This window comes from Kitasatospora sp. NPDC096147, assembly GCF_044763225.1.
Lineage (GTDB): Bacteria > Actinomycetota > Actinomycetes > Streptomycetales > Streptomycetaceae > Kitasatospora.
In genome coordinates, this window is the sequence record NZ_JBIWFX010000008.1 from 141,424 (window position 1) to 167,628 (window position 26,205).

Annotated in this window: 25 protein-coding genes; 14 read left to right on the forward strand and 11 right to left on the reverse strand. The window is 74.5% G+C overall.

Features of this window, described 5'->3' with window-relative positions; translation table 11 throughout:
• Window positions 1-19 precede the first annotated feature (19 nt).
• Window positions 20-739 carry a hypothetical protein gene (locus tag ACIRBX_RS24515; RefSeq protein ID WP_402299451.1) on the forward strand — a complete coding sequence of 240 codons (720 nt, stop codon included), beginning with the start codon at window positions 20-22 and terminating at the stop codon, window positions 737-739.
• A 36-nt stretch (window positions 740-775) separates the two neighbouring features.
• Here ACIRBX_RS24515 and ACIRBX_RS24520 read toward each other — a convergent pair whose 3' ends face one another.
• Window positions 776-1,477, reverse strand: a complete 702-nt coding sequence (locus ACIRBX_RS24520) for an alpha/beta fold hydrolase (RefSeq protein WP_402299453.1) — start codon at window positions 1,475-1,477, stop codon at window positions 776-778.
• A 173-nt stretch (window positions 1,478-1,650) separates the two neighbouring features.
• The gene (locus ACIRBX_RS24525) at window positions 1,651-2,265 is read right to left on the reverse strand and encodes a hypothetical protein (protein ID WP_402299455.1); all 615 of its coding nucleotides are present in this window, start codon (window positions 2,263-2,265) and stop codon (window positions 1,651-1,653) included.
• 115 nt (window positions 2,266-2,380) lie between these two features.
• On the opposite strand from ACIRBX_RS24525, the gene ACIRBX_RS24530 reads away from it, so the two are divergent.
• Window positions 2,381-3,286, forward strand: a complete 906-nt coding sequence (locus ACIRBX_RS24530; protein WP_402299457.1) for a phosphotransferase — start codon at window positions 2,381-2,383, stop codon at window positions 3,284-3,286.
• Between the two features lie 882 nt (window positions 3,287-4,168).
• Here the strand turns inward: ACIRBX_RS24530 and ACIRBX_RS24535 are convergent.
• Window positions 4,169-4,951: an IclR family transcriptional regulator gene (locus ACIRBX_RS24535; RefSeq protein WP_402299458.1), complete on the reverse strand. Its 783-nt coding sequence runs from the start codon at window positions 4,949-4,951 to the stop codon at window positions 4,169-4,171.
• 337 nt (window positions 4,952-5,288) lie between these two features.
• On the opposite strand from ACIRBX_RS24535, the gene ACIRBX_RS24540 reads away from it, so the two are divergent.
• From ACIRBX_RS24540 to ACIRBX_RS24565, 6 genes are read left to right on the forward strand one after another with little or no spacing between them, the layout of a single operon-like run.
• Complete coding sequence (locus ACIRBX_RS24540; RefSeq protein WP_402299459.1) at window positions 5,289-6,290, forward strand: ABC transporter substrate-binding protein; 1,002 nt, start codon at window positions 5,289-5,291, stop codon at window positions 6,288-6,290.
• Window positions 6,291-6,314: 24 nt separating this feature from the next.
• Complete coding sequence (locus ACIRBX_RS24545) at window positions 6,315-7,331, forward strand: NrtA/SsuA/CpmA family ABC transporter substrate-binding protein (RefSeq protein ID WP_402299461.1); 1,017 nt, start codon at window positions 6,315-6,317, stop codon at window positions 7,329-7,331.
• On the forward strand, window positions 7,328-8,143 hold the full coding sequence (locus ACIRBX_RS24550) for an ABC transporter permease (protein WP_402299463.1): 816 nt from the start codon (window positions 7,328-7,330) through the stop codon (window positions 8,141-8,143). Before ACIRBX_RS24545 ends, ACIRBX_RS24550 begins: the two co-directional genes overlap by 4 nt.
• The gene (locus ACIRBX_RS24555; RefSeq protein ID WP_402299464.1) at window positions 8,140-8,892 is read left to right on the forward strand and encodes an ABC transporter ATP-binding protein; all 753 of its coding nucleotides are present in this window, start codon (window positions 8,140-8,142) and stop codon (window positions 8,890-8,892) included. The genes ACIRBX_RS24550 and ACIRBX_RS24555 overlap by 4 nt, the downstream gene beginning before the upstream one ends.
• The gene (locus ACIRBX_RS24560; RefSeq protein WP_402299466.1) at window positions 8,893-9,753 is read left to right on the forward strand and encodes an ABC transporter substrate-binding protein; all 861 of its coding nucleotides are present in this window, start codon (window positions 8,893-8,895) and stop codon (window positions 9,751-9,753) included.
• A complete protein-coding gene (locus ACIRBX_RS24565; RefSeq protein WP_402299468.1) occupies window positions 9,753-10,832 on the forward strand; it encodes an LLM class flavin-dependent oxidoreductase in 1,080 nt (359 codons plus the stop codon). The genes ACIRBX_RS24560 and ACIRBX_RS24565 overlap by 1 nt, the downstream gene beginning before the upstream one ends.
• Window positions 10,833-10,955: 123 nt before the next feature.
• Here ACIRBX_RS24565 and ACIRBX_RS24570 read toward each other — a convergent pair whose 3' ends face one another.
• Genes ACIRBX_RS24570 through ACIRBX_RS24580 form a run of 3 tightly spaced genes read right to left on the reverse strand, consistent with a single transcriptional unit; the run spans window position 10,956 to window position 14,349 of the window.
• On the reverse strand, window positions 10,956-11,693 hold the full coding sequence (locus tag ACIRBX_RS24570; protein ID WP_402299470.1) for a succinate dehydrogenase/fumarate reductase iron-sulfur subunit: 738 nt from the start codon (window positions 11,691-11,693) through the stop codon (window positions 10,956-10,958).
• Window positions 11,690-13,648: a fumarate reductase/succinate dehydrogenase flavoprotein subunit gene (locus ACIRBX_RS24575; RefSeq protein WP_402299471.1), complete on the reverse strand. Its 1,959-nt coding sequence runs from the start codon at window positions 13,646-13,648 to the stop codon at window positions 11,690-11,692. Before ACIRBX_RS24575 ends, ACIRBX_RS24570 begins: the two co-directional genes overlap by 4 nt.
• Window positions 13,645-14,349, reverse strand: coding sequence for a succinate dehydrogenase cytochrome b subunit (locus ACIRBX_RS24580; protein ID WP_402299473.1), 705 nt, complete (start codon window positions 14,347-14,349; stop codon window positions 13,645-13,647). The genes ACIRBX_RS24575 and ACIRBX_RS24580 overlap by 4 nt, the downstream gene beginning before the upstream one ends.
• A gap of 83 nt (window positions 14,350-14,432) precedes the next feature.
• On the opposite strand from ACIRBX_RS24580, the gene ACIRBX_RS24585 reads away from it, so the two are divergent.
• Together ACIRBX_RS24585 and ACIRBX_RS24590 are read left to right on the forward strand one after the other, a co-directional pair.
• Window positions 14,433-15,353: a LysR family transcriptional regulator gene (locus ACIRBX_RS24585; protein WP_402299474.1), complete on the forward strand. Its 921-nt coding sequence runs from the start codon at window positions 14,433-14,435 to the stop codon at window positions 15,351-15,353.
• Window positions 15,354-15,542: 189 nt separating this feature from the next.
• Window positions 15,543-17,489, forward strand: a complete 1,947-nt coding sequence (locus ACIRBX_RS24590) for a potassium channel family protein (RefSeq protein WP_402299476.1) — start codon at window positions 15,543-15,545, stop codon at window positions 17,487-17,489.
• Between the two features lie 51 nt (window positions 17,490-17,540).
• On the opposite strand, the gene ACIRBX_RS24595 is transcribed toward ACIRBX_RS24590, so the two are convergent.
• Window positions 17,541-18,989, reverse strand: a complete 1,449-nt coding sequence (locus ACIRBX_RS24595; protein ID WP_402299477.1) for a flotillin family protein — start codon at window positions 18,987-18,989, stop codon at window positions 17,541-17,543.
• A 103-nt stretch (window positions 18,990-19,092) separates the two neighbouring features.
• Window positions 19,093-19,590 (reverse strand): hypothetical protein, encoded by a 498-nt coding sequence (locus ACIRBX_RS24600; RefSeq protein WP_402299479.1) that lies wholly within the window; start codon window positions 19,588-19,590, stop codon window positions 19,093-19,095.
• Window positions 19,591-19,828: 238 nt separating this feature from the next.
• On the opposite strand from ACIRBX_RS24600, the gene ACIRBX_RS24605 reads away from it, so the two are divergent.
• Window positions 19,829-20,878 carry a PucR family transcriptional regulator gene (locus ACIRBX_RS24605; RefSeq protein ID WP_402299885.1) on the forward strand — a complete coding sequence of 350 codons (1,050 nt, stop codon included), beginning with the start codon at window positions 19,829-19,831 and terminating at the stop codon, window positions 20,876-20,878.
• An 88-nt stretch (window positions 20,879-20,966) separates the two neighbouring features.
• On the opposite strand, the gene ACIRBX_RS24610 is transcribed toward ACIRBX_RS24605, so the two are convergent.
• Window positions 20,967-22,133, reverse strand: a complete 1,167-nt coding sequence (locus tag ACIRBX_RS24610) for a TIGR03364 family FAD-dependent oxidoreductase (RefSeq protein WP_402299480.1) — start codon at window positions 22,131-22,133, stop codon at window positions 20,967-20,969.
• Between the two features lie 151 nt (window positions 22,134-22,284).
• Between ACIRBX_RS24610 and ACIRBX_RS24615 the strand changes: the two genes are divergently transcribed.
• On the forward strand, window positions 22,285-23,046 hold the full coding sequence (locus ACIRBX_RS24615; protein WP_402299482.1) for a GntR family transcriptional regulator: 762 nt from the start codon (window positions 22,285-22,287) through the stop codon (window positions 23,044-23,046).
• A gap of 4 nt (window positions 23,047-23,050) precedes the next feature.
• Window positions 23,051-23,740 (forward strand): phosphonatase-like hydrolase, encoded by a 690-nt coding sequence (locus ACIRBX_RS24620; protein WP_402299483.1) that lies wholly within the window; start codon window positions 23,051-23,053, stop codon window positions 23,738-23,740.
• Window positions 23,741-24,100: 360 nt separating this feature from the next.
• Here ACIRBX_RS24620 and ACIRBX_RS24625 read toward each other — a convergent pair whose 3' ends face one another.
• Together ACIRBX_RS24625 and ACIRBX_RS24630 are read right to left on the reverse strand one after the other, a co-directional pair.
• A complete protein-coding gene (locus tag ACIRBX_RS24625; protein ID WP_402299485.1) occupies window positions 24,101-24,625 on the reverse strand; it encodes a hypothetical protein in 525 nt (174 codons plus the stop codon).
• Window positions 24,626-24,692: 67 nt separating this feature from the next.
• Window positions 24,693-25,277, reverse strand: a complete 585-nt coding sequence (locus tag ACIRBX_RS24630) for a DinB family protein (RefSeq protein ID WP_402299486.1) — start codon at window positions 25,275-25,277, stop codon at window positions 24,693-24,695.
• Window positions 25,278-25,468: 191 nt separating this feature from the next.
• Here ACIRBX_RS24630 and ACIRBX_RS24635 point away from each other — a divergent pair, with 191 nt between their 5' ends.
• Window positions 25,469-26,194, forward strand: coding sequence for a dienelactone hydrolase family protein (locus tag ACIRBX_RS24635; RefSeq protein ID WP_402299487.1), 726 nt, complete (start codon window positions 25,469-25,471; stop codon window positions 26,192-26,194).
• Window positions 26,195-26,205: the final 11 nt, after the last annotated feature.

Below are 26,205 nucleotides of genomic sequence, written 5' to 3' on the forward strand. Positions count from 1 at the left end.
ACGGCAGCGGGGAGGACAGGTGCGGGACGGCTTCACCGAGGGGTTCTTCTCGTCGTTGGTCCACCGGATCCACCCGATCGACCTGATGGGCCGCTACCTGCGGCACGGGTCGGCCGAGCGGATCCCGGGGCTGGCGGCCCGGCCGGAGACGCTCACCTTCGCCCACCTGGACGAGCACGTCCGGCCCGCCGACCGCGCACGCCACGACGATGCGGACACCTTCTCGCTGTACGTCCGGCGCAGGGTCGGCGGCCGGTCGTACGGGCTGGAGTTCCGGCTGCACTTCGTCGGCGGCGAGCCCTACGCCGATGCGGTGGTCCCCTTCGGCGCGGCAGTCGAACTGCCCGGCTTCCTCCGGCACTTCCGCACCCACCACGCGGTCGGCGGTGCGCCCGGAAACTGGGACTCCGCCGTGCGCACCGACCGCCGGGACCTCCGGGAGGGCCTGGTCCGGTTCGGCAACGGGCGCGAGGTGTGGTTCCAGGTCGGTCGCGGCCCGGTGGTCACCGGTCGGCCCCGACTGATCCCGTGGCACCGGCACCGGCTGGTGACGGGGCGCCTCCAGGGCAACCTGTTCGGAACCGCCTCCCCCACGCCGGACGCGGCCTTCCCCGACCGCCACCCGGCCGTCGGAGCCGACTCGGCGGAGCAGCGGGCCTTCCGGCGGTACCTGTCCCGACTGGATGGCCCGCTCCCACTGCGGGCGGCCCGGCCGTCCCGGCGCCCGCGCGTCCGCTGAACCACGCCTCCCGGGACCGTCCGGGGGTGCCGTCCGTCAGAGCGTCAGCACCAGGTCCCGGACCTCGCCCGGGCGGGACAGGAACGGGTGGTGGCCCGCGTCGAGTTCGACCACCCGGCCGGCCCGGCGGGCGTACGCGCGCTGCCGCTCGGGCGAGGTGCCGCGGTCCGCGCCGCAGACCAGGTAGGTGGAGGGCAGCTGCTGCCAGGCGGCGACCGCGACCGGGTGCCCGATGACCGCGAGGCTCTGGGCCGCGAGGCGCTCCGCCGCCCCGGCCTGCTGGTCGGTGGTGCAGTCCTGGAGGAAGGTGCCCGCCAGCAGGTCGGGGCGCACGGCGAAGGTGCCGACCGCCGGGTCCACCGTCAGGAAGGGAGCCGGGCCGTCTCCGTCGCCGAAGTCCGCCAGGCTCTGGCCGACTTCGGGGAGGTAGCTGGAGACCAGCAGCAGATGACGCACCGTCGGCACCCCGGCGGCGGCCTCCGCGGTGACCATCCCGCCATAGCTGTGGGCGACCACCACGGTGGGCTCGTCCCCGGCCAGCAGCACCCGCCGCACCGCCGCCACGTCCTCGGCGAACCCCGGTCCGTCCTCCCCGCCCGGCGGTCGCCCCGCCTCGCCACAGCTCGGCAACGCGGGGGCCGCGCTCACCACCCCGTGCTCGCGCAGCAGTTCGGCGGTGGGGTGCCACCACCACGCGCCGTCGCGGACGCACGCCCCGTGCACGAAGACCACCCTCACCACTGCCTCCACCGTTCCGGTCCGGCCCGTCCCCGCCAGCCTCGCACGGGGGCGTCCCGGCGGACCGGAGTTCGTCTACGCGTCCAGCGAACGGTCTCCGCCCGGACGAACCGCATCCACCGGAACGAACGGCATCCACCGGGACGGACGGCGTCGGACCGAGCCGGAATCGGCTACACGCCCTCGGACTTGAACCGCCAGACGGCGTGCTCCAGCCCGGCACGGTCGTGCCCGAGTGCATCGGCGGTCCGCTCGTAGACGGCCTGCAGGCGCTCGTACCCGAGCCCGAGGGGCAGTCCCGCCTCCGCCGCGAAGGCGGACAGGTGCTGATCCACCGCGATGCTCGACCGGCCGACCAGGTTGCCGAGGTAGTCCACCGTCTTCGGGCCGACACCCTTGACCGCCCGCAGGGCGGCCCGGTGACCCGGGTCCCCGAGCCAGCCGTACAGGTCCTCGCGGGTCTCGACGCCCTCGGCGGCCAGCAGCCCGGCGATCCCGTGGGCGATGGCGACCCGGGCCGGGCTGCGGAAGTCCATCGCGACGGCCAGGTCCTCCACCGCCAGCCGGGCCCGGAAGCCGCTCACCGTCGCGGCGTCGGGCCACGCCTGCCGGAGCCCGTCCACCCGGGGCCATATCTGCCGGCGGTACTTGCGCCGCGCCTGGAAGCTCGCGTCGCAGATCACCGCCCCCATGTGCGTCCATCCGCGCGGCGGATCGAACGGGCCCGCACCGAGCAGGGTCCGGACGGCGGTGGAGAGGAGGGCGACGTGGTGGGAGGTCTCCGGCATGCGGCCATGATCGGGCATCAGGGCCTGCCGTGCGGGCACTTCGGCCGGACCGGCGAGCGTGGGACAGGCGGCCGGGGTGGTGACAACCATCCGGGCAGAAGGCAGGGTTGACGCCGTGACGACTCCGACCGCCACCGTCGGCGGGTTCACCGAGCCGGCCGCCCGTGCCGTGCTGGCCGCTGCCTGCCGCCGCTCCGGACTCGACCCGGCCGGCGCCGAGCTGCTGCGCGGGCGGACCCATGCCGTCTTCCTGCTGCGCGCCGCCGGGGTGGTGGCCAAGGTGGCCCGGGCGGGCACACCGTACGCCGAAGTACGGCGCACCGTACGGCTGGTGAGGTGGCTCCAGGCCCGCGGCTTCCCCACCGTCCAGCTGCTGCCGGGGACGCAGCCGGTGCCCGCGGCCGGTGGGCACGCGGTCACCTTCTGGGAGTACCTGCCCCAGCCGGAGCACCCCGTCCCGGCCGCGCTGCTCGCCCGCCCGCTGCGGTCCCTGCACCGGCTCCCGGCACCGCCGTTCGGGGTCCGGCCGCCGGACACCGTCGGGGCGATCGGCCGTTCACTGGCGGCGACCTCGGTGCTGCGGCCTGCGGAGTCGACGTTCCTGCACGGCCGCCTGGCCGACCTCGCGGGCCGACTGGCTTCGCTCTCCTACCCGTTGCCACCGGGCCTGCTGCAGGGCGATCCGCAGCACCGCAACGCGCTGCACCACGCGGGCGCGGCGGTGCTCTGCGACTGGGACACGGTCTGCTTCGGACCGCCGGAGCTGGACTGCGTGACGGTGGAGATCCACTGCCGCCGCTTCGGCCACGGCAGCGGCCACTACCGGGAGTTCGCCGAACGGTACGGCTTCGACGTGACCGCCTGGTCCGGGTACCCGGTGCTGCGCGATCTCCGGGAGCTGCGGATGATCACCACCAACGCGAAGCGGGCCGCCCCCGGCAGCGACGCGCTCGCCGAGGTCCGCCACCGCATCGACGGCCTGCGCCGGGGCCGGTCCGAGACGGCCTGGAACATCCTCTGACCCACCCGCCGCAGGAGCGGTCGGCACTACGAGCGCCAACACCGTCCAATGGGTCGTCCATCACCGCCTGCCGGCGGCTGACGCCCTGGTCGTCCACGGCTTCTCGGACATCACGGTCCTGGAGCCCACCACCGGAGCGCTCGTGATGAGCATCCGCCTGGACACCGAGACGGACACCACGGGATTCGCGGTCGGCACCGTACCCGGTCGCACCATCGCAGCCGTGTCGTCCTGACGAACCGGCCCGGCTGGTCACACTCGATGACCCGTCGCCCACCCCCGGCGTCCTGCCGGGGACCGAGGGCCATCCCGTCCTTGCGCTGCTCGACGGCCGGATCGTCACCGTCCGCTCCGTGCACCCGAGCCGCACGAGAGCGACCGTCCTCCGCGCCTGGGCACGCACCGGTCGCCCCGCCGGTCCCGAGATCGACGGAGCGTCGGCCGTCACGGCCGTCGCCGGACTCGACTGGCCCGAGGCCTACGTCGCCCGCGCCGACCGCACCGTCACCCTCATCGACCTGTCCACCGGTGAGCCGGTGGGTCGGCCGATCCGGCTTCCACTGCCCGCACGCTGCCTCGCAGCCACCGAGCGGGGTGTGGTGATCGGGTTCGGGCACGACCTGGCCCTCGTACGGCCGCCTACCCGGGCACACACCTGAGCACGTGCACCGGAGTGCCCTCGGAAGGGCGCCCCGGGATGCCCTCCGGTCCAGCGTCGTCGGTACCGCTTCGTCCGCCGGAAGCGACGGATCGGCCCCGATCGGGGACCATCCGCCCGGCGGTCCCCGGCACGGGCGGGCCGGGGGCCGTCAGGGCCGGTGCCGTCACGGGGTGTTCACGCCGCGTTGACAGGACGGCCGGTGGGCACGGCGGACGGCTCCGTCAGTCGAAGGTGCGCACCCGCCGCCGGTCCGGTGGCAGCAGGAGCACCTCCAGCGCCTCCGCGCAGGCCCGCACCCGGGCCAGGAAGGAGGGCAGCCGGGCGTCGGTGAGCACGTCCGGGGTGGAGCGCAGCGCCAGGGCGAAGTGGGCCCGGCCGGCCGAGTCCAGCACCGGGACACCCACCGTCCGTACGCCGTAGGCGGATTCACCGTCGTTCAGGGCGTGGCCGGCCGACCGGACCAGGTCGAGCTCGGCGGCCAGGGCGTCCCGGTCGACGATGGTGCGGTCGGTCTGTGCGGTCAGCGGCGGGAGGGCGGTGAGGTCGTCCTCGCCGGGGCCCGGCCAGGCCAGCAGGACCTTGCCGAGCGCCGTGGAGTGCAGCGGTCGCCGCAGGCCGAGGCCGGTGCTGGGCTGGATGGAGGCGCCGACCAGGATCACCGCGTGGCTGCCGCTGCGGATCGCCAGGTCGGCGGCGGCGCCGGTGGCCGCCGAGAGGGCCGCCAACTCCGGTGCCGCCCGGTGCAGTCCGCGCTGGTGGAGGGAGAGCTGGCCGAGCTCGGCGACCGCCGGGCCGAGCCGGTAGCGGGAGGTGCGGTCGTTCTGCTCCAGGAAGCCGGCCGCGACCAGGGTGCGGGCCAGCCGGTGTGCGGTGGAGACGGAGAGCTCCATCTGGCGGGCGAGGTCGGAGGCGCTGAGCTCGCCCGTGTTGTCGCGGAAGCAGTGCAGCAGTCCCAGTGCGCGGGTGACCGCCTGGGCCCCGGCGGGGGCGTCCGTCGTCGTCATGTCCCCAGCATGCGAAGCGATGCCACCATCTGACAACTGTTGCCGTGGTGTGAACGCGAGTTGCACCGTCTGACGGCTCTGCCAACAGATGCTTCCCACCATGTGGAAGCCTTGCCCCGGCCGTCCGCCCCGTGCCAACCTCCTGCCAACAGGCCGACACGGCCGGCCAGGCCACCGGGACCGGAAGGGAGCAGGACGATGACCACCACTCGAATACTGCACCCGGCCCGCCCCCGCTGTTGTCGCTGACCCGCCCGCGACCGCTCCGCATCTCCGCCTTGCCGCGTGGTGAGAACCCCGTGCGACAACGCGCCACCCCACTCTGGGAGTCACCCGCATGGACCGACTCTGGTTCACCCGCTGCCCGGTGCCCACCGCCACCGGGATCGCCGCCGACCGAGGCCGGCTGGCCGAGGAGTTCGCCCCGGACGACATCACCGTCCGCTCGCTCCAGGAGGCCACGGCCGCCGAGGCCGCCGACCACCACTTCACCCACGCCCTGGACGGCCTGATCCGCGAGGGCGGCAACGTGCCCGCGCTGTGGGCCCGTTCGGGGGGCGAGCCGACCAGGCTGATCGGGCTGACCTGGATCGAGGAGCGGCAGTCGGTGCTGGTCCGGGCCGGCAGTGCGATCCGCGAGCCGGGCGCGCTGCGCGGACGGCGGCTGGCCGTGCCGGTGCACCCGGTGGGGATCGACTTCTGGCGGGCGATGGCGCTGGCCGGCTTCGCTGGTGCGCTGGCCTCGGCCGGACTCACCCTGGCCGACGCCGAGTTGACCGAGGTCGAGGGCTCCCCGGTCGGCCAGTGGGAGGGTGAGCTGGCCGCCCTGCGGGACGGCCGGGTGGACGCGGTCTACGTGAAGGGCGCGGTCGCCGTCGAGACGGCCGAGCGCTTCGGGGCGGTGGTGGCGATCGACCTGGACGCCCTGCCGGACCGCCGGCACCGGGTCAACAACGGCACCCCGCGCCCGATCACCGTGCACCAGCGCCTGCTGGAAGAGCGCCCCGACCTGGTGGACCGCTTCCTCGCCGTCCTGATCGAGTCCGCCGACTGGGCCCGCGACCGGCCCGCCGAGCTGGCCCGGATCCTGAGCGCCGAGACCGGCGCCGGGGCCGCCGGGGTGGCCGGGGCCTACCGCCCGGACATCGGGCACTCCCTGCAACTCGACCTCTCCGACGAGCGCCTGGACCTGCTGGCGCAGCAGGAGCGCTTCCTCTCCGCCCAGGGCTTCCTGCCCGCCCCGGTGGACGTCCGGCACTGGGCCGACCCGGAGCCGCTCGCCCGGGCCCGGGCGCTGCTCGACTCCCGCCGCAACTCCCCCACCCGTACCGGCCACTGACCCGCTAGCAGATTGCGAACCGCCATGAACTCCCGCTGGCTCCCGTCCACCGCGCTCCTCGCCGCCGCCCTGCTCGGCCTGACCGCCTGCGGCTCCACCGGTGGTGGTGCGGCGGCGAGCGGCGACCGGGCCGCCCGGATCGAGGTCCGGATCCCCGAGGACGGCAACTCCGGTCTGCTCGCGCTCGCCAAGAAGGACGGCTCGCTCGACGCGGCGCTGGCCAAGGTGAACGCCAAGGTCGTCTGGACCGGCACGGCCGGTGCCTTCGCCCCCGCCGCCCAGCAACTCGACGCCGGTGCACTGGACTTCGCCCAGGGCTCGATCACCTCGGCGACCGCCGCGCTGGCCGCCTCGCCGGGCTTCAAGCTGTTCGCCGCCGTCGCCCCCGACGCGCTCGGCGAGGGCATCCTGGTCAAGAGCGACTCCGGCATCTCCACCGTCAAGGACCTGGTCGGCAAGAAGGTCGCGGTCTGGCACGGCGGCACCAGTGAGTACCTGCTGCTCAAGGCGCTGAAGCAGAACGACATCCCGGTCGACCAGGTCGAGCGGGTCTACCTCCAGCCGAACCAGGCCGCCCCGGTCTTCAACTCCGGTCAGGTGCACGCCTGGTCCACCTGGGGCACCTACTCCGTCCCGCAGCTCGCCGACCGCAACGCCCGCTTCCTGGTCAACGGCGGCCAGGTCGGCTCGGAGAACTACGCGGTCTGGACGGTGCGCACCAAGTTCGCCGACGCCCACCCCGCCGTGGTGAAGGCCCTCTACGAGTACCTGCACGCCTCCGGCCTGAAGCTGCAGGCCGACCCGGGCGCCTACCTCAACGTCAAGACCGACTCCGGCCCGGAGGCGGTCAGCGCCGCCCAGCGCGAGATCCAGATCCCGTTCGACAAGGCCCGCGGGGTCGCCGAGCCGATCACCGAGGCCGACCTGACCCGCTTCCACGCGGTGGCGCAGTTCTTCGCCGACCAGCAGATCATCAAGGGCTTCTTCGACGTCAAGCCGTACCTCATCGACGTCAACTCCCTTCCCGGCGCCGCCGCATGAGCACCGGCCGGCTGGTCGTCCCCCGTCCCCGCACCGCCCGCCCGCGCCGCCCGGGGACCGCCCTCGCCCTGCGGACCCTCGGTCCGCTGGTGGTCCTGCTCCTCTGGTACGTCAGCTCGGCCTCCGGCCTGCTCACCGACGACCTGCTGGCCTCGCCCGGGGCGGTGCTCCAGGCGCTCGGCGAGCTCTGGTCCTCGGGCCAGCTGCCCGAGGCCCTCACCGTCTCGCTGGGCCGGGCCGGCACCGGGCTGCTGATCGGCGCGAGCACCGGCCTGGCGCTCGGCGTGCTGACCGGCTTCTCCCGGCTCGGCGAGGAACTCCTGGACTCCTCGGTCCAGTTGCTGCGCACCATCCCGTTCCTCTCGCTGGTGCCGCTGTTCATGGTCTGGTTCGGCATCGGCGAGACCGCCCGGGTGGTGCTGATCGCGGTGGCCACCAGCTTCCCGATGTACGTCTCCGCCTCGGGCGGGGTGCGCAGCACCGACCGCAAGCTGGTCGAGGCGATGCGCAGCTTCGGGATGGGCCGGGCCGCCCTGGTCCGGGAGGTGGTGCTGCCGGGCGCGCTGCCCGCGCTGCTCTCCGGACTGCGGCTGTCCATGACGCTCAGCGTGATCGCGCTGATCGCCGCCGAGGAGATCAACTCCACTGCCGGGATCGGGTACTTGATGTCCACCGCACAGGAGTACTCGCGCACCGACATCCTGACCGTCTGCATCCTGGTCTACGCCCTGATCGGGCTGTTCGCGGACGGTCTGGTCCGCCTGCTGGAGCGGTTGCTGATGCCGTGGCGCACCCAGGGAGCCCGACGATGACCACCATCCCCGACGACACCGCCGTCCCCGACCACACCGCCGTCCACCTGCGCGGCCTGCGTCGGACCTTCGGCGACCGGCACGTGCTGGACGGCCTGGACCTCGACCTGGCCCGGGGCGAGTTCCTCGCCCTGCTCGGTGCCAGCGGCACCGGCAAGACCACGCTGCTGCGGATCCTCGGCGCGCTGGACCGCCACGACGCCGGGACGGTGCTGGTGCCGGAGGCCCGCACCATCGTCTTCCAGGAGCCCCGACTGGTGCCCTCGAAGAAGGTGCTGGCCAACGTACTGGTCGGCCTGCCCCGGGGCGCGGCCGGCCGGGAGACGGCGCTGCGCGCGCTGACCGAGGTCGGGCTGGAGCGGCACGCCGATGCCTGGCCCGGCACGCTGTCCGGCGGCGAGGCCCAGCGGGTCGCACTGGCCCGGGCGCTGGTCCGGGAGCCCGAACTGCTGCTGCTGGACGAGCCGTTCGCCGCGCTCGACGCGCTGACCCGGCTGCGGATGCAGGACCTGGTCGGCGAGCTGTGCCGGGTGCACCGGCCCGCCGTGCTGCTGGTCACCCACGACGTCGAGGAGGCCGTCCGGCTGGCCGACCGGGTGGCCGTGCTGCGCGACGGGAAGCTGGTCACCGACGAGCGCATCCCGTTCGACCACCCCCGAGACCCGGCCGACCCGGCCTTCGCCGACCTCCGCCGCCGCCTGCTCGCCGACCTCGGCGTGCACACTCCTCTTGCCACTGGAGCACACTGAATGACCGTCAACATCGGGGTGCACGACGCGAACCCCTCGCTCTACCACCTGTCCCGCCTCGGCCTGCTGGAGGCCGCCCTGGCCCCGCTGGGCGAGACCGTGGCCTGGCACCGGATCGGCGGCCTGGACACCGCCGCCGCGCTGGCCGACGGCACCATCGACTTCGGCGGCACCGGCTCCACCCCGCCGCTCTCCGCCCAGGCCGCCGGGTACGACCTGGTGTACGCCGCCGTCTCCGCCCCCCGGCCCGGGCACGGCGCGCTGCTGGTCACGGCCGACAGCCCGGTCCGGACCGTCGCCGAACTCCGGGGCCGCACGGTCGCGTTGGCGATCGGCTCCTGGCAGACCCACTTCACCGCCAAGGCGCTGGCCGCCGCCGGGCTCGGCTACGGCACCGACATCACCGCGCTGCGCTCCGACGCCGGCTCGTACCAGGACCTGCTGGGCGGCCGGATCGACGCCTGGGTGGCCCAGGGCGCCGAGCTGGCCGCCGCCCGCCGGGCCGGGACGGTGCGCACCCTGGCCGAGGCCGGGGACGTGATCACCGACCGGTCCGTCTTCTTCACCCGCCGGGACTTCGCGGCCACCCGCCCCGAGCTGGTCGAGGCGATCGTCACCGCCCTGGCCGAGGCCGACGCCTGGGCCGCGGCCCACCTGGACGAGGCCGCCGCCATCGCCGCCGCCGACCAGGGCGGCAGCGCGGCCGACTGGCGCGAGGCGCTGGCCGTCCTGCCCTGGACCCTGGAGCCGGTCTCCGCCGCCTTCCTGGCCGAGCAGCAGGAGGCCGCCGACATCCTGGCCGCCGCCGGCTTCCTGCCCACCCCGATCACCGTCGCCGACGCCGTCCTCGGAGCCCGCTGATGCCCGCCCCCGAAATCCTCTGGTACGTCATCCCGCGCGAAGGCGCCTTCCCGTGGGAGCCGGCCGGCCGCCGCCCGGTCGATCTGGCCTACCTCCAGCAACTCGGCATCGCCGTCGACCGGTTGGGCTACGACGGCGCGCTGTTCGCCACCGACCTGTACGACGTCTGGCCGCTGGCGAGCGCGCTGGCCGCCGTCACCCGGCCGAGCTTCAAGCCGCTGCTGGCCGTGCACCCAGGGCTGATCTCGCCGACCCTGCTGGCCAAGATGGCGCTGAGCTTCAGTCAGCTGTTCGGCCCGGACCGGCTCCGCTTCAACGTGGTGAACGGCTCCACCGAGCAGCTGCGCCAGTCCGGCCTGCACCTGGAGCACGACGAGCGCTACGAACTGAGCGCTGAGTACTGGTCGATCGTCAAGCGGCTGACGGCCGGTGAGGTCTTCGACCACAAGGGCAGGTTCTACGACCTGCCGGGCGCGGGCAGCTCGCTGCGCGAGCTCGCGCCCGTCCAGGGCGGCACGCACACCCCGCTCTGGTTCGGCGGCTCCTCGGCCCCCGGCATCGAGATGGCCGCCGAGCACGTGGACGTCTACCTGACCTGGGGCGAGCCGCTGGAGCAGCTCCGGCAGAAGCTCGACCTGGTCCGTGCGCGGGCCGCCGCGCACGGCCGCACCCTGCGCCTGGGCCTGCGGCTGCACCTGATCGTCCGCGACACCGAGGAGCAGGCCTGGGCCGCCGCCGACCACCTGCTCGACGTCACCAGCCAGGCCACCTACACCCGGATGCTCGGCAACGGCGCCGAGGACGGCGTCGGCTGGCAGCGGCAGTTCCGCCAGCACGGCGGCCGGGTGCCGCGCCACGCGCGGGAGTTGGAGACCCATCCCAACCTCTGGCCGGGCATGAGCCTGTTTCGCCCCGGCCCGGGCACCGCCGTCGTCGGCAGCACCCGGCAGGTGGTCGAACGCCTCCAGGAGTACCGGTCCCTCGGCGTCGACACCTTCATCCTCTCCGGCAACCCGCTGCTGGAGGAGGCGTACCGGGTCGCGGAGACGGTGCTGCCCGCGCTGCGCGAGGCGGACTGACCGGCGGCCGGCCCGGGTGACCAGCACACCGGCTCACCGGCATACGGGCCGACCGGCGCACCGGCTCAGCGGCTCAGCGGCTCAGCGGCTCAGCGGCTCAGCGGCTCAGCGGCTGACGGAGGCTCAGCCCCGCAGCGAGCGGAGGTGCTCGCGGTTCAGCACCGAGATGCCGGTGAGCGGGATGCCCTTGGGGCAGGCGGTGGCGCACTCGCCGGTGTTGGTGCAGCCGCCGAAGCCCTCGGCGTCCATGGTGTCGACCATCGCGCGGACCCGGGAGGACCGCTCGGGGGCGCCCTGCGGGAGGAGGTTGAGGTGCACCACCTTGGCCGCGGTGAAGAGCATCGCGGAGCCGTTCGGGCAGGCGGCCACGCAGGCACCGCAGCCGATGCACTCGGCGTGCTCGAAGGCGAGGTCGGCGGTCTCCTTCGGCACGGGGGTGGCGTGCGCCTCGGGCGCGGAGCCGGTGGGCACGCTGATGTAGCCGCCGGAGCCGATGATCCGGTCCAGTGCGGTGCGGTCCACCACCAGGTCCTTGACCACCGGGAAGGCGCCGGCCCGCCAGGGCTCGACGTCGATGGTGTCGCCGTCCTGGAAGTGCCGCATGTGGAGCTGGCAGGTGGTGGTGCGCTCCGGGCCGTGGGCGCGGCCGTTGATGACCATGCCGCAGGCGCCGCAGATGCCTTCGCGGCAGTCGTGGTCGAAGGCGACCGGGACCTCGCCGCGCAGGATCAGCTCCTCGTTGAGGGTGTCCAGCATCTCCAGGAAGGACATGTCGGGGCTGATGCCGGAGACCTGGTAGGGGGTCATCGAGCCGGGGGCGTCCGGGCCGGGCTGGCGCCAGATCCGCAGGGTGAGGTTCACGCGTAGCTCCGCTGGGTGGGGTGGACGTGCTCGAAGTGGAGTTCCTCCCGGTGCAGCACCGGCGGGAGGCCGGGCCCGGTGTACTCCCAGGCCGCCGCGTAGGCGAACTCCTCGTCCCGGCGGGCGGCCTCGCCCTCGGGGGTGGCGCTCTCGGTGCGGAAGTGGCCACCGCAGGACTCGGTGCGGTGCAGCGCGTCCAGGCACATCAGCTCGGCCAGCTCCAGGTGGTCGAGCAGCCGGTTGGCCTTCTCCAGCGCCTGGTTGAGCTCGGCCCCGCTGCCCGGCACCTTGACCCGGCGCCAGAACTCCTCGCGCAGCTGCGGGATCCGGGCCAGCGCCCGGCGCAGCCCCGCGTCGTCGCGGGCCATCCCGCACTCGTCCCAGAGCAGCTCGCCCAACTCGCGGTGGAGCGAGTCGGGGGTGCGGTCGCCGTCCACCGCGAGGATGCGGTCCAGCCGGTCGGCGGTCTCGGCCTGCACCGCCGTGATCTCCGGGTGGTCGGCGGCGACCGGGCCGAGCGGGGTGGAGCCGAGGTAGTGGTTGAGGGTGGGCGGCAGCACGAAGTACCCGTCGGCCAGGCCCTGCATCAGCGCGCTGGCGCCGAGCCGGTTGGCGCCGTGGTCGGAGAAGTTGGCCTCGCCGATCGCGAACAGGCCGGGCACCGTGGTCTGGAGGTCGTAGTCGACCCAGAGTCCGCCCATCGTGTAGTGGATCGCGGGGTAGATCCGCATCGGCGCGGTGTACGGGTCCTCGGCGGTGATCCGCTGGTACATCTCGAAGAGGTTGCCGTACCGGGCCTCGACGGTGTCCCGGCCGAGCCGGGCGATGGCGTCCGCGAAGTCCAGGTAGACGCCCTGCCCGCCGGGGCCGACGCCGCGTCCCTCGTCGCAGACCACCTTGGCGGCCCGGGAGGCGATGTCGCGCGGGACGAGGTTGCCGAAGGCCGGGTAGATCCGCTCCAGGTAGTAGTCCCGCTCGTCCTCGGGGATGGCGGCGGCCGGGCGGGTGTCGCCCTTGGCCTTCGGCACCCAGATCCGGCCGTCGTTGCGCAGCGACTCGCTCATCAGGGTGAGCTTGGACTGGTGGTCGCCGCTGCGGGGGATGCAGGTCGGGTGGATCTGGGTGAAGCAGGGGTTGGCGAACAGCGCACCGCGCCGGTGGGCCCGCCAGATCGCGGTGGTGTTGGAGTTCTTGGCGTTGGTGGAGAGGAAGAAGACGTTCCCGTAGCCGCCGGTGGCGAGCACCACGGCGTCGGCCAGATGGGTCGTCAGCTCCCCGGTCACCAGGTCGCGGGCGATGATGCCGCGGGCCCGGCCGTCCACCACCAGCAGGTCCAGCATCTCGGTGCGGGCGTGCAGTTCGACGTTCCCGGCGGCGATCTGCCGGGACAGCGCCTGGTAGGCGCCGAGCAGCAGCTGCTGACCGGTCTGCCCCCGGGCGTAGAAGGTCCGGGAGACCTGGACGCCGCCGAACGAGCGGGTGTCCAGCAGCCCGCCGTACTCCCGGGCGAACGGGACGCCCTGCGCCACGCACTGGTCGACGATCTCGACCGAGACCTCGGCGAGGCGGTGCACGTTGGACTCGCGGGCCCGGAAGTCGCCGCCCTTGACGGTGTCGTAGAACAGCCGGCGGACGGAGTCGCCGTCGTTGCGGTAGTTCTTGGCCGCGTTGATGCCGCCCTGGGCGGCGATCGAGTGGGCCCGGCGCGGGGAGTCCTGGAAGCAGAACTGCACGACGCGGTAGCCCTGTTCGGCCAGGGTGGCACCCGCCGCGCCGCCGGCCAGGCCGGTGCCGACCACGATCACGGTGTGCTTGCGGCGGTTGGCCGGGTTGACCAGCTTGGCCTCGAAGCGGCGACGGTTCCAGCGCTCCTCGATCGGGCCGTCGGGGGCGGCGGTGTCGGCGATCGGCGCGCCGAGGGTGTAGTCCAGGTAGGCGGGGTCGGGGGAGCTCATCGGACCACTCCGGTCATCACGGCGACGGGGACGGACAGGAAGCCGGCGGTCAGCAGCAGCGCGAGGCCGTTCGCGGTGAGCTTCAGCGCGCGGTCACGGCGCGGGCTGTTGGCGCCGAGGGTCTGGGCGGCGCTCCAGAAGCCGTGCCGGACGTGCAGCCCGAGCGCCAGCACGGCCAGGCAGTAGACCCCGCCGCCGTACCAGGTGGAGAAGGAGGCCACGATGTTCTGGTACGGGTGGCCCTCCTCGCCCAGCGGGTTCACCGTCAGGGTGGTCAGGTCCAGGATGTGCCAGACGATGAACAGCCCGAGGATCACCCCGCCCCAGCGCATGGTGCGGGTCGCGTAGCTGGCCCGGCGGCGGGTGTGCGCGTACTTCACCGGACGCGCCTTCAGGTCACGGCGGCTCAGCTGGTACGCGGCGACGGCGTGCGCGACCACGGCGGCCACCAGCACGATGCGGGCCAGCCAGAGGAACCAGCCGAAGTGCAGCAGCGGCTGGCCGAGGGTGCGCAGCCAGTGCGCGTAGCCGTTGATGTCCTCGGGGCCGAAGAACACCTTGAGGTTCCCCAGCATGTGGGCGACCAGGTAGAGCAGCATGACGAGTCCGCTGACCGCCATGACCGCCTTCTTGCCGAGGGTCGAGCGCCAGAGGACCGCCAGGGTGGACGGTCGGCCGTCCGGCCGGGTAGCGAGTGCCATGCCGGAAACGGTAGGCACGGCGGGTGGGGCGCGTCCAAGACATGGTTCCGGCGCTCACGATAGGCATCACCTATGGTGGACGGGTGCAGTTCCAGCAGCTCCGCTACTTCACCGCCGTCGCCGAGACCCGTCACTTCACCCGGGCCGCCGAGCGGGAGCACGTCGCGCAGCCCTCGCTGAGCCAGCAGATCCGCGCCCTGGAGCGGGAGCTGGGGGCCGAGCTGTTCCACCGGTCCCGGACCGGGGCGGTGCTCACCGACGCCGGCCAGGCGCTGCTGCCGCTGGCCCGGCGCATCCTGGCGGACACCGAGTCGGCCCGGCGCGCGGTGCAGGAGACGGTGCAGCTGCGGCGCGGCCGGGTCCGCTTCGGGGCACCGCCCAGCCTCTGCGTCAGCCTGGTGCCGGACGTGCTGCGCACCTTCCGGGCGGCGCATCCCGGGGTCGACCTCCAGCTCCGGGAGGGCGGCTCGCGCGGACTCGAAAGCGCCCTGGAGGCAGGGGAGTTGGACCTGGCCCTGGTGGTGGTGCCGGAGGGTGGCGGGCCCGCCGCGCTGGCCGTGACCGAGCTGCTGCACGAGGAGCTGGTGCTGGTCGCCGCCGTGCCGGAGGTCCGGCGGCGGGCCCGGATCGAGGACCTGCGGGGCCGGCCGCTGGTGATGTTCCGCGAGGGCTACGACGTCCGGGAGACCACGCTGACCGCCTGCCGCCGGGCCGGCTTCGAGCCGGTCTACGCGGTGGAGGGCGGCGAGATGGACGCCGTGCTCGCCTCCGTCCGGGCCGGCCTCGGCCCCGCCGTCCTCCCCGGCATGGTCGCCGCCCGCTCCGGCCTGCACGTCACCCCCTTCGTCCGTCCCGGCCTCGGCCGCACCATCGCGCTGGCGCACGGCCGCGAGGTACCGCTCAGCCGCGCCGCCGACGAGTTCCGCGCCGCGCTGCTCGCCCACCTCATCGAGGCCGCCCGCACCGGAGCCCTCCCCCCGGGCAGCCGCCTGCTGCTGCCCTGACGGGCCGTCGGCACCGTCCGGCCGGCGGGGAGACGTGGCCCCGACCGACCCGGCCGTGCCGCAGACGCCCCGGGCCACGCGGGTGGCGACCGCAGGGGCCCGGGCACCGGGGCCCACGTTCAGGTGACAGGTCGTCAACAATCCTCCTGCGATGTGCCCTCGGCGTCTGCGGGAGGCGAAACTTCCCGGGTGAGCACTTCGACCCCGCCCCAGCCGCCCCGGTTCGAGCAGCCCTCGCTGCCCCTCCCCCTGCCCCGGGGCCCGGAGCGCCCGCCCGAGCCCGCCGGGCACATGGTGGTCTGCGGGAACGACGCGCTCGCCCACCGGCTCGCGCTCGAACTCGCCACCCTCTACGGGCAGCAGGTCGTGGTGGTGCTGCCGTCCCGACTGCACGGGCACGGGCCGCAGATCAGCGCGCTCGCCGACGACCCGGCCCTGCGGGTCAGCACGGTGGAGGCCACCGAGACCGACGCCGCCGCGCTGGCCGCAGCCGGGGTGCGAGGGGCCGCCGCGCTCGCCCTCACCTCGGAGGACGACCAGGCCAACCTGCACGCCGCGCTGCGCGCCCGCCGGCTCAACCCCGACCTCCGGCTGGTGGTCCGGGTCTTCAACCGACGCCTGGGGCAGCGGGTCGAACAGCTCCTCGACCGGGCCGCCCTGGCCCGCGACCCCCGGCTCACCCCGGCCCGGCTGAAGGCGTCCACCACCGTGCTGTCCGCCTCCTCCACCGCCGCTCCGGCCCTGGTCGCCGCCGCGCTGGGCGGGCGGACCCACGCGCTGCACGTGGACGGGCGGCTGCTGCGGGTCGCCGAGCTCGAAGCCGGCGCCCGCTCCGAGGGCACCGAACTCGCCGTGCTGGCCCGCCCCGACGCGAACGGCGTCCAGCTGCCGCTGCCCGCCCCCACCGGCCCCGAGGACGGCGACCGGACGGACGGCACCCGCACCGTGCTGGAGCTGCTCGGCCCCAGCTCCCCGCCCCGGCCGCGTCGGCTGCCCGACCTCAACCGCCTGCCGCTGGCCGAGCTCTTCACCCCCCGGCTGCGCTGGGCCCTGGCCGGCCTCACCCTGCTGCTGCTCGTGCTGACCTGCCTGAACTGGCAGCTCACCGGCCACCCGCCGCTGCACGCCGCCTGGCTGGTCACCCTGGACGTGCTCGGCATCGCCGACCCGGCCGAGCAGGCCGACCACGGCGGCAAGGCCCTGCAACTGGTCTCCGCCGTGGCGGGCATGCTGCTGATGCCGTTCCTGATCGCGCTCAGCCTGGACGCCCTCGGCACCTTCCGCACCGCCACCGCCCTGCGCCGCCCGCCGCCCGGTCTGACCGGGCACGTCGTGCTGGTCGGCCTCGGCCGGGTCGGCAGCCGGGTGCTGGACCGGCTCTGGGAGCTGGGCATCCCGGTGGTCTGCGTGGACCGCTCCCCCAGCGCCCGGGGCATCGCCCGGGCCCGGACCTACGACATCCCGGTGATCATCGGCGACGCCACCCAGGACGGCGTCCTGGAGGCCGCCCGGATCGGCCACAGCCGGGCGCTGGTCGCCCTCACCAGCGAGGACGGCACCAACCTGGAGGCGGCGCTGGCCGCCCGGGAGAGCGACCCCCGGCTGCGGGTGGTGCTGCGGCTGTTCGACGACGACTTCGCGGCCGACATCTACCGCGCGCTGCGCGACTCCTACCCCCAGGCCGACACCCGCAGCCGCAGCGTCTCCTTCCTGGCCGCCCCCGCCTTCGCCTCCGCCATGATGGGTCGTCAGGCACTCGGCGCGATCGCCATCGGCCGGGAGGTGCTGCTGGTCGCCGCCGTCGACGTCACCGGCAATCCCCGGCTGATGGACCGCACCATCGGCGAGGCCCAACTCCCGGGCTCCTGGCGCATCCTGGCCATCGACCTGGCCGACCCGGACGAACGGCAACCGGACCTCGGCAACCCCTACCCCGCCGGCCCCGAGCTGCTCTGGGGCCCGCTCCCGCACCACCTGCTCTCCACCGGCGACCGCGTGGTGGTGGTCGCCACCCGCGAGGGCCTCAGCCGCCTCACCGAGCACGACCGCACCCCACCGGGCGGCATCCGGATCGACGACCTGCTGACCCGCGACTTCCCGGACCGCGACCGGCGCACGGGCGGCGCCGGGCCGTGACGGACCCTCCCCCCGTGGGAGGGCCCGGCACGGGGCCCGGCGCGGCAGCGGTCAGCCGGCGGGCTCGATCTCGACGCGCTCCGTCACGGCGGGGGCGGCGGTGCCGTCCGGGGTGGGCGCCGGGCGGCGGGCCGCGCCGCCGGTCACGCCCTTGAGCAGTCCGGCCAGGTCGACGCCGGTGGTCGCGTTGAGCAGTTCGAGCCCCTGGGCGACGTTGTCGGTGACCGTCCGGGCGAGCTGGCCGGCCCCGTCGGTGGAGATCACCGTCAGCTTGTCGATCGCGCTCAGCGGCTCGGCCGCCTTGCCGACCACCTGCGGCAGGGCCTCGACCAGCATCTGGATCACCGCCGCGTCACCGTACCCGGCGAGCGCCTCCGCCTTCTTCCGCATCGCCTCGGCCTCGGCCAGGCCCCGGGCGGCGATCGCGGACGCACCGGCCTCGCCCTCGATCCGGACCGCCTCGGCGAGCGCCGCCCGGTGCGCCTGCTCGCCCAGACCGGTGAGCCGGGCCCGCTCCGCCTCCGCCTCGGCCTCCTTGACCAGGGCGACCTTGCGGGCCTCGGCCTCCTGCTCGGCCTGGTAGCGGGCCGCGTCGGCGGGCTTGCGGACCTGGGTGTCCAGCTGACGGTCGGTCAGCGCGGCCTGCCGCTCGGCCACCTTCTCCTGCTCGGTGAGGACCTCCTGCTGGCGCGCGGCCTCGGCGAGCGGGCCGGCCGCGTTCGCCTTGGCCGCCGCAGCCTCGGTCTCGACCCGGATCTCGGCCTGCTTGAGGTAGAAGGTGCGCTCCGCGACGGCGATCTCCTCGGCGGCCTTGAGCCGGGCCTGCTCCGAGGCGCGCCGGGCGTTGGCCTCGGCGATGTCGGCCTCCTGCTTGGCCCGGGCGGCCTCCGGCCGGCCGAGGTCCTCCAGGTAGGAGCCCTCGGTGGTGATGTCCTGGATCTGGAAGGCGTCCAGCACCAGGCCCTGCCCGGAGAGGCTGGCCTCCGCCTCCTCCGCGACCTGCCCGGCGAACGCGGCCCGGTCCCGGATCACGTCCTCCACCGACATCCGGCCGACGATGGCGCGCAGCGCGCCGGACAGCACCTCCTGGGTGAAGCCGACGATGCCGTCCTGCTGCTGGAGGAAGCGCTGGGCGGCGGCCCGGATCGCGTCCTCGTTGCCCCCGACCTTGACGATGGCGACGCCGTCGAGGTTGGCCTTGACCCCGCGCAGGGTGACGGCGCCGCGCACCGCGACCGGGATGTGACGGCTCGACAGGTCGAGGGTGAAGCGCTGCTGGACGAACGGCACCACGAAGACCCCGCCGCCGACCACCACCTTCTGGCCGCTGTTGTCGGTACTCACCCGCCCGGTCTCCGGATCGGTGGAGCTCCGGCCCCGACGGCCGGTGATGATGAACGCCTGGCTCGGGCTGGCCACTTTGTACCTGGTGACCACGGTGAGGACGAGCAGCACCAGGAGGACGAGCACTCCGGTGACGGCGGCGACGACTGGACTCACGGGCTGTCCCCCTTGCCCCGGTGGGGCGGCAGTTGGTTCCCTCCGGAAACCCCGGAGGTGGGTACGGACGGATCGGCCCGGGAACGGTACGGGCCGGACCGGGTCAGGGCCGGACGCTGCGGACCGTGACCGAGGTGCTGGAGGAGACCGCCTCGACCCAGACCTCGGCGCCCCGTTCGACCGGGACGGCACTGCGCGCCGCGAACTTGACGGGCTGGCCCCCGGCCCGCAGCAGCACCTCGCCGAAGCCGCCCGCCGGGATCGCGGTGACCACGGTGCCCACCGTCCCGAGCAGGTGCTCGGTCCGTGGGGTGACCGCGCTGCGGCTCCGCCGCAGTGCCTGGTCGAAGCGTCGGGTCAGCCAGCCGGTCACGGTACCGGCGAGGACGCCCGCCGGGACCGCACCGACGGTGCCGAGCCCGGTGGTGCCCAGCACGAGGGCCGCGCCGAAGCCGAACATCGACAGGGCTCCGGCCGCCACCGGCAGCGAGAGCAGACCGGCCCAGGGGCCGTGCAGGAGGCCGTCCAGCACTCCGTCCAGGACCAGGGAGAGGGCGAGCACCACGATCCCCGCCAGGCCGAGGCCCAGGAACACCGCCATCGCCCGCCCCCTCTCCGGTCGTCCCCCGTGTCATCCCCCGTCGGAGGGAATGCTCGCAGGACGGCCGCCGGATTGCACTGCCGGAATCCGGCAGTCTTTACGCGTTCTTGATGCCGCGTCACGGCAGCCTCCGTCCCCAGGCCGCAGGGCATAGGGCGGGGCTGGCCGACCGGGGCGGTGCTCCCGGATACTTCCGGGGTACGGCAGACGGACGGAGGCGGGTGCGATGGGCGGGACGATGCTGGAGGACCATCTCGACGGGTGCGCCCGGCTGCTGGCGGAGGTGGCCGCGACCGGCCGCCGGCCGAACCGGGACGAGCTGGCCGCCTGCCGGCTCGCGGGCGAGCTGGCCGCCGAGGCCGGGCACGGCCTGCGCGCCACCGTCCGGGCCCACCTGGCCGTCGCCCGGACGGCCTGGCCGGCGTCGGCCGGGCCGGGCCGGGCACCCGACGTGCTGGCCGCGCTGGAACAGGTGGTGGACGCCTTCGCCGAGGGCCACGAGCGGGCCCAGCGGCTGGCGGTGCGTCAGCAGGAGACCGCCCGGCGCGAGTTCGTCGACGACCTGCTGTCCGGGCGCAGCGACCTGGGCCGGCTGGCGGAGCGCGCCCGCCGCTTCGGCCTGCTGCTCTCCGGGACGCACGCGGTGGCCGTCGCGCGCGGCCCGGCGGTCCAGTCCGACGGCGATCCCGTCACCCGCCGGGTGGAGGAGGCCCTGATCGGCCGCTTCGGCAGCCGCCGCATCCTGCTCACCACCAAGGAGGGCCGGCTGGTCTGCGTCGCCCCGGGGGACGAGGACGACGTGCTGACCCACTTCGCCGAGCAGGCCCGGGCCGCCCTCGGCTCGGGCACGGTGGCCGTCGGCCGCCCGCACCCGGGGGCGGGCGGCGTCGTGCACTCCTACGAGGAGGCCCTCGGCGTACTGGACCTGGCCGAGCGGATGGACCTGGCCGGCCCGGTGCTGCGCGCCGCCGACCTGCTGGTCTTCCCGGTGCTCGCCCGGGACCGGGAGGCGCTCGCCGACCTGGTGCTGAACGCGCTGGGTCCGCTCCGGGAGGCCCGGGGCGGGGCGGGCCCCCTGCTGGAGACCCTGTCGGCCTACTTCGACTCCGGATGCGTCGCGGCCGAGGCCGCCCGCCGACTGCGTCTGAGCGTCCGGGCGCTGACGTACCGTCTGGAGCGGATCGAACAGCTCACCGGCTTCGACCCCGCCGACCCGATGCACCGCTACACCCTGCAGACCGCCGCGCTCGGCGCCCGGCTGCTCGGCTGGCCCGACGGCGGAGCCTGACCCCGGCCGCCCGTGCCGCTGCCCGGACCGGGGCGGGTGGCGGCCGGGCCGGGTGACGGCCAGGCCCGGGGTAGGAGCCGGCGGCCCGTCAGGCCGGGGTCGGCTCCAGGGTGCCGGCGAAGGTGCGGGCGGCGAGGCCGAAGGAGAGCGTCATCCCGACACCGGAGGTGACCGTCAGGGCCCGCACGCCGGGGGCGAGGTCACGGACCAGCAGCGGGCCCCGGCGGCTGTTGGCGTAGACGCCCTGCCAGCGTTCGAGCACCTCCAGCCGCGCGACGCCGAGCACGTCGGCGACCGCGTCGAGCAGCAGCCGGGAGACCCGCTCGTCGAGGAACGGCGGCGTGGTGTCGTCGTAGTGGTGCGAGTCGCCGACCAGCAGGGTGCCGTCCGGCAGGCCGGTGAACATCACGTTGGCCCCGATCTCCAGCAACTCCGGGCTGTGGCCGAGCACTTCCTCGCGCAGGCGGGCGGCGGAGGACTGCCGGGTGAAGGCGTCGTAGCGCAGCATCGAGGTGGCCGTCAGCACCGACGCGTCGGTGCGGAAGCCGGCCGGCGCCGTGACCCGGGCCATGTTCAACCGGCAGCGCTGGACCTCGTGGCGCTCGGCGGGCTCCGGGAAGAGGTGGTCGAGGTCGTGACCGACACAGACCAGGATCTGCCGTCCGTGCACCGGGCCCCGGCTGGTGTGCACGGTGCCCGGCTCGACACCGGTGACGTTGGTGCCCCAGCGGATCTCGGCGCCCGGCTGCTCGGCGATCCAGCGGGCCAGCGCGGGCGCGGCCTCGCGCGGGTTCACCCGCAGGTCCTCGGGGAGGAACGCACCGCCGACCACGTCACCCGACGTCGCCCGGCCCGGTACCGCGCGACCGGCCACCGGCCGGCCCAGCGTCTCGGCCGTCCGGGCGGCGCTGCGCAGCTGCACCACCTCCCCGCCCCGGTCGGCGTGCAGCTCCTCCAGCACGGCCGCCTCGGCCTCGGACCGCGCGACCACCAGCGCCCCGGCCTCCCGGGCCCAGAAGCCGGCGGCAGCGGCGGCCCGCAGCCAGCCCTTCCGGGACAGCCTGGCGAGGTCGAGCAGGTCACCGTCCTGGGCGCCGACGCAGCAGTGTCCGAAGTTGCGGACGGAGGCGCCCACCGGGCGTCGGTCGCGTTCCACGACGGTGACGGACAGCCCGTGGGCGAGGGCTTCGAATGCGTGCGCGAGACCGACGATGCCGGCCCCCACGACGACCAGGTCGGAGGGTGCAGTGCTCATGACGCTCAGACTCGCCTCGGAGCCACACCCCTGTCAAGACATGTATAGACAAGATACCGGCCGCTCATCGCCGAGCCACCTGCCGTTCACCCGCAGGAGAGCCGAGGAGGTAGGCCTTGGGAATCATCTGGCGGCGTGTCATAGTCAACCTGTGAAGACAAGTACGGACGGTCCGCTGCACCAGCGGCTCAGTACCGAGTTCCTGCGCCGGATCAGCAGCGGCGAGTGGCCCGAGGGCGATCCCGTGCCCAGCGAGTCCCACCTGTGCGCCGAGTTCGGCGTCTCCCGGGGGCCGGTCCGCCAGGCCCTCGCCACGCTGCGCCGCGAGGGCAGCCTGGTCGGCGGCCGGGGCAAGCCCCCGGTGGCCCGCCGCACCACGCCCTCCCAGCCCTTCGCCACCTTCCTGTCCTTCACCCAGTGGGCCGAGTCGATCGGCCGGGAGCCCGGTCAGCGCACCATCGAGGTGGCCCGCCGCCGGGCCTCCCCCGCGGCGGCCGCCCGGCTCGGCCTCGGCGAGGAGGACTTCGTGGTCGAGCTGGTCCGGCTGCGGCTGCTCGACGGCGTCCCCGCGATGCTGGAGCGCTCCAGCCTGGTCACCGAAGTCGGCCGCCACCTCTACGACTTCGACCCCGACTCCGGCTCGGTCAACGCCGAGCTGCTCCGTCGCGGCGTCGACCTGTATCGCGCCCGTCACACCATCGACGCCATCGCGGCCGGCCCGGACGACGCCGGGCTGCTCCAGGTCCCGCCCGGCGCACCGCTGTTGAGGGTGCGTCGGGTCACCTCCTCCAGCGAGGGCGAGCCGATGGAGTACGGCGACGACCGCTACCTGCCCGCGATGGCCACCTTCACCATCGAGAACACCATCGAAGGCCGCACCACCGCCGGCCGTTACCGCACCGAAGAGGACTGACACCGTGATCGAGCTCGCCGTACTGGACATGGCCGGCACCACCATCGACGAGGCCGGCGCGGTCTACCGGGCCCTGCGCGCGGCCGTGGAGCGCAACGGCGTCGCCGTCGCCGACGACGACCTGCAGACCTGGATGGGCACCGACAAGCGCGAGGCCATCGACGCCCTGGTCCGCCTCGGCGGCGGCACCCCCACCCCCGAGCTGGTCGAGGAGAGCTACCGGGCCTTCGCCGCGTACCTGCGCGAGGCGTACCTCGCTCACCCGCCGCAGCCGCTGCCCGGGGTCGAGCAGGCCCTCGCCGAGCTGCGCGCCCGGGGCATCAAGGTCGCCCTCACCACCGGCTTCAGCGACGACGTCGCCGTCCCGCTGCTGGCCGCCATCGGCTGGTCCACCGGCGAGGGCGGCAACCTCGACGCCGTGGTCACCTCCGACGAGGTCGGCCGGGGCCGGCCGGCGCCCTACCTGATCCACCGCGCGATGGAGAAGACCGGCGTCCTCGACGTCCGCACCGTGCTGGCCGCCGGCGACACCGCCGTGGACCTCCAGGCCGGCACCAACGCGGGCGCGGGCGTGGTGGTCGGCGTCCTGACCGGCAAGGTGGACGAGGACTACCTCGCCACCCACCCGCACACCTATATCCTCCCCAGCGCGGCCGGCATCCCCGCCCTCCCGGAGACCCGCCCCGCCACCTGACCACCGCCCTCCCCGCGGACGCGCCGCTGCCCGCAGCACCACGGAGGCAGGGCGGTGCGTCCGCCCCCGCCCGTCAGCCGCCCCCGCCCGCACGGCCACGGGCGGCTGACGGTGCGTCGGTTCCGACCGCGACGGCGCCACCACCCGCCGGAACGAACCCGCAGCCCGGACCATCCCTCCAGCCGGCTCCCGCCGGTCAGTTGCCCGGTCTGCGGCACCGACCCCGATCGGCCGCGCCCGCCACCCGAACCGCACCAGGGCCACCCGTGAGCCACGCCGCTCAGTCCGGCTCAGTCCGGCTCGCTCCCGCTCACTCCCGCTCAGCCCGGCTCAGTCCGGCTCAGTCCGGCTCAGTCCGGCTCAGCGAGCGAACAGCGGCTCGTACAGCGTGCCCTCGGGCGTGAAGACCAGCTGGAACTCCTCCCCCGCTCCCCCGACCACCTCCCGCAACCGAGCCAGCACCTCCGCCTCGGACGGCAGCGCCAGCCCGAGCGCCTCGGCGGCCCGCTCGCGCCCGGCGATCAGGTCCGGCTCGTCCGCCAGGTACTCCACCGCCGCCGCCGCGCTCTCCTCCACCGTGAAGCCGGGGCAGTCCCGCCACCACGGCACCACCAGCAGCAGCCGCAGCAGCTCCGGCAGCCCGACCGCGATCAGGCCCGCCCGCCCCTCGGAGTCGGCGTGCAGCACCGGCCGCTCCTCCCCGCCCTCACCGCAGAAGAAGTACGTCCCCCCGGCCCCGTCCCCGGCGAACCCCTCCAACCGGGCACCGGACGCCAGGTGCACCTCCTCGACGTGCTCGCTCCGGCCCAGCTCCAGGTCCCCCGGCCAGGCCAGGTACTCCCCGGCGTCCTCGTTCTCCCGCAGCACGGTGATCAGTGATCGCATGCGCCCCACCGTAGCCACGCGGCCTGACACCCCGTCGGGTCCTGCGCCGCAGAGCGGTGCCGGACTGCTACGGCGCGATCGACCCGGCCGCCCTGGCAGCCCGCTCGATCCCGGCCCACCGCACCGCCCGGGCATCCTCGTCGTCCTGCTGCCGGTGCTCGGGACGCATCCCGGTCCGGCCGTCGAGGCCCTCCCGCAGGATGTCGGCGTGCCCGGCATGCCGGTTCGTCTCACCGAGGACGTGGACCAGGACGGCGAACAGGTTGGTGTTGGGCCGCGGCTCCGGCCACCACGGCACGTGGCCGGGTGCATCGAGGGGAAGCCCGTCGATCGTGGCGTCCGAGTACTCCCACGCGCGCCGGTAGAACCTGACGATCCGGTCACGGGTCTCGCCCTCGGCCGCCCACTGATCGCTGCCGTCGGAGTCCTGCCACCGGGGCAGCGCCTCCGGGGAAGGGCGGCCGAAGACCTCCCCGAAGTACCTCGCCTCGACGGTGGCCAGGTGCTTCACCAGACCGAGCAGATTGGTCCCGCTCCGCGTCAGGGGCCGGCGGACGTCGTACTCGGACAGGCCGTCCAGCTTCCAGAGCAGCGCCTCACGGTCCCTGCGCAGTCTGCCGTGCAGGCTCTCCTTCGCGAATGCATCGATCATGCGGCAGGAGCCTGCCACGGACCGTCCGCCGCCTCAAGGCCGCACCCGCGTCCGCCTCCGTGCGCCGGTCCGGTGGACGCGCGGCGGACGGTGCGGCCCGGGTCGTACCCGACCTCGTCCGGGCCGGGGCTGCTGTCAGCCATCGGTGAACACCGCCCAGAGCGGCACAGCAGCCGTTACCGTCGGTTTCCATGACGACGGTGACCACCCGCACGGTCGAGTACCCGGCCGACGACCTGACGATGATCGGACACCTCGCGCTCCCGGCCGGCACCGGGCGCAGGCCCGCAGTCCTGATCGGCCCCGAGGGAATGGGGCTCAGCGACGTCGAGCGCCGACGGGCCGAGGCCCTGGCCGAACTCGGTTACGTGGCCTTGGCCTTCGACCTCCACGGCGGACGCTACCTGTCGGACCCCGAGGAGATGCTGGCCCGCTGCCTGCCGCTGCTCGCCGATGCCGACCGCATGCGGGCCATCGGCCACGCCGCGCTCGACGTGCTGCGGGCCGAGCCCCGGGCCGACCTCGACCGCACTGCCGCCATCGGCTACGGCACCGGCGGCGCGATCGCCCTCGAGCTCGGCCGTGACGGTGTCGACCTGCGGGCGATCGGGACGGTCAACGCCCTGACCACGGGCCGCCCCGGCGAGGCGGCCCGCATCCGCTGCCCGGTCTGGGCCGGGGTCGGGTCGGAGGACCCGATCATGCCGCCCGCACAACGGGAGGCGTTCACCGCAGAGATGCAGGCGGCAGGGGTGGACTGGCGCCTCGTGGTGTACGGCGGGGCCCTGCACGCCTTCCATCACCCCACGGTCGACCACGCCACACCGCCCGGAGTCGGCTACCACCCGAGGCACGCGGAGCGGGCCTGGCGTGACGTGGTCGCCCTGCTCGCCGAGTGTCTGCCCCGCACGGACTGATCCGGCGGCGT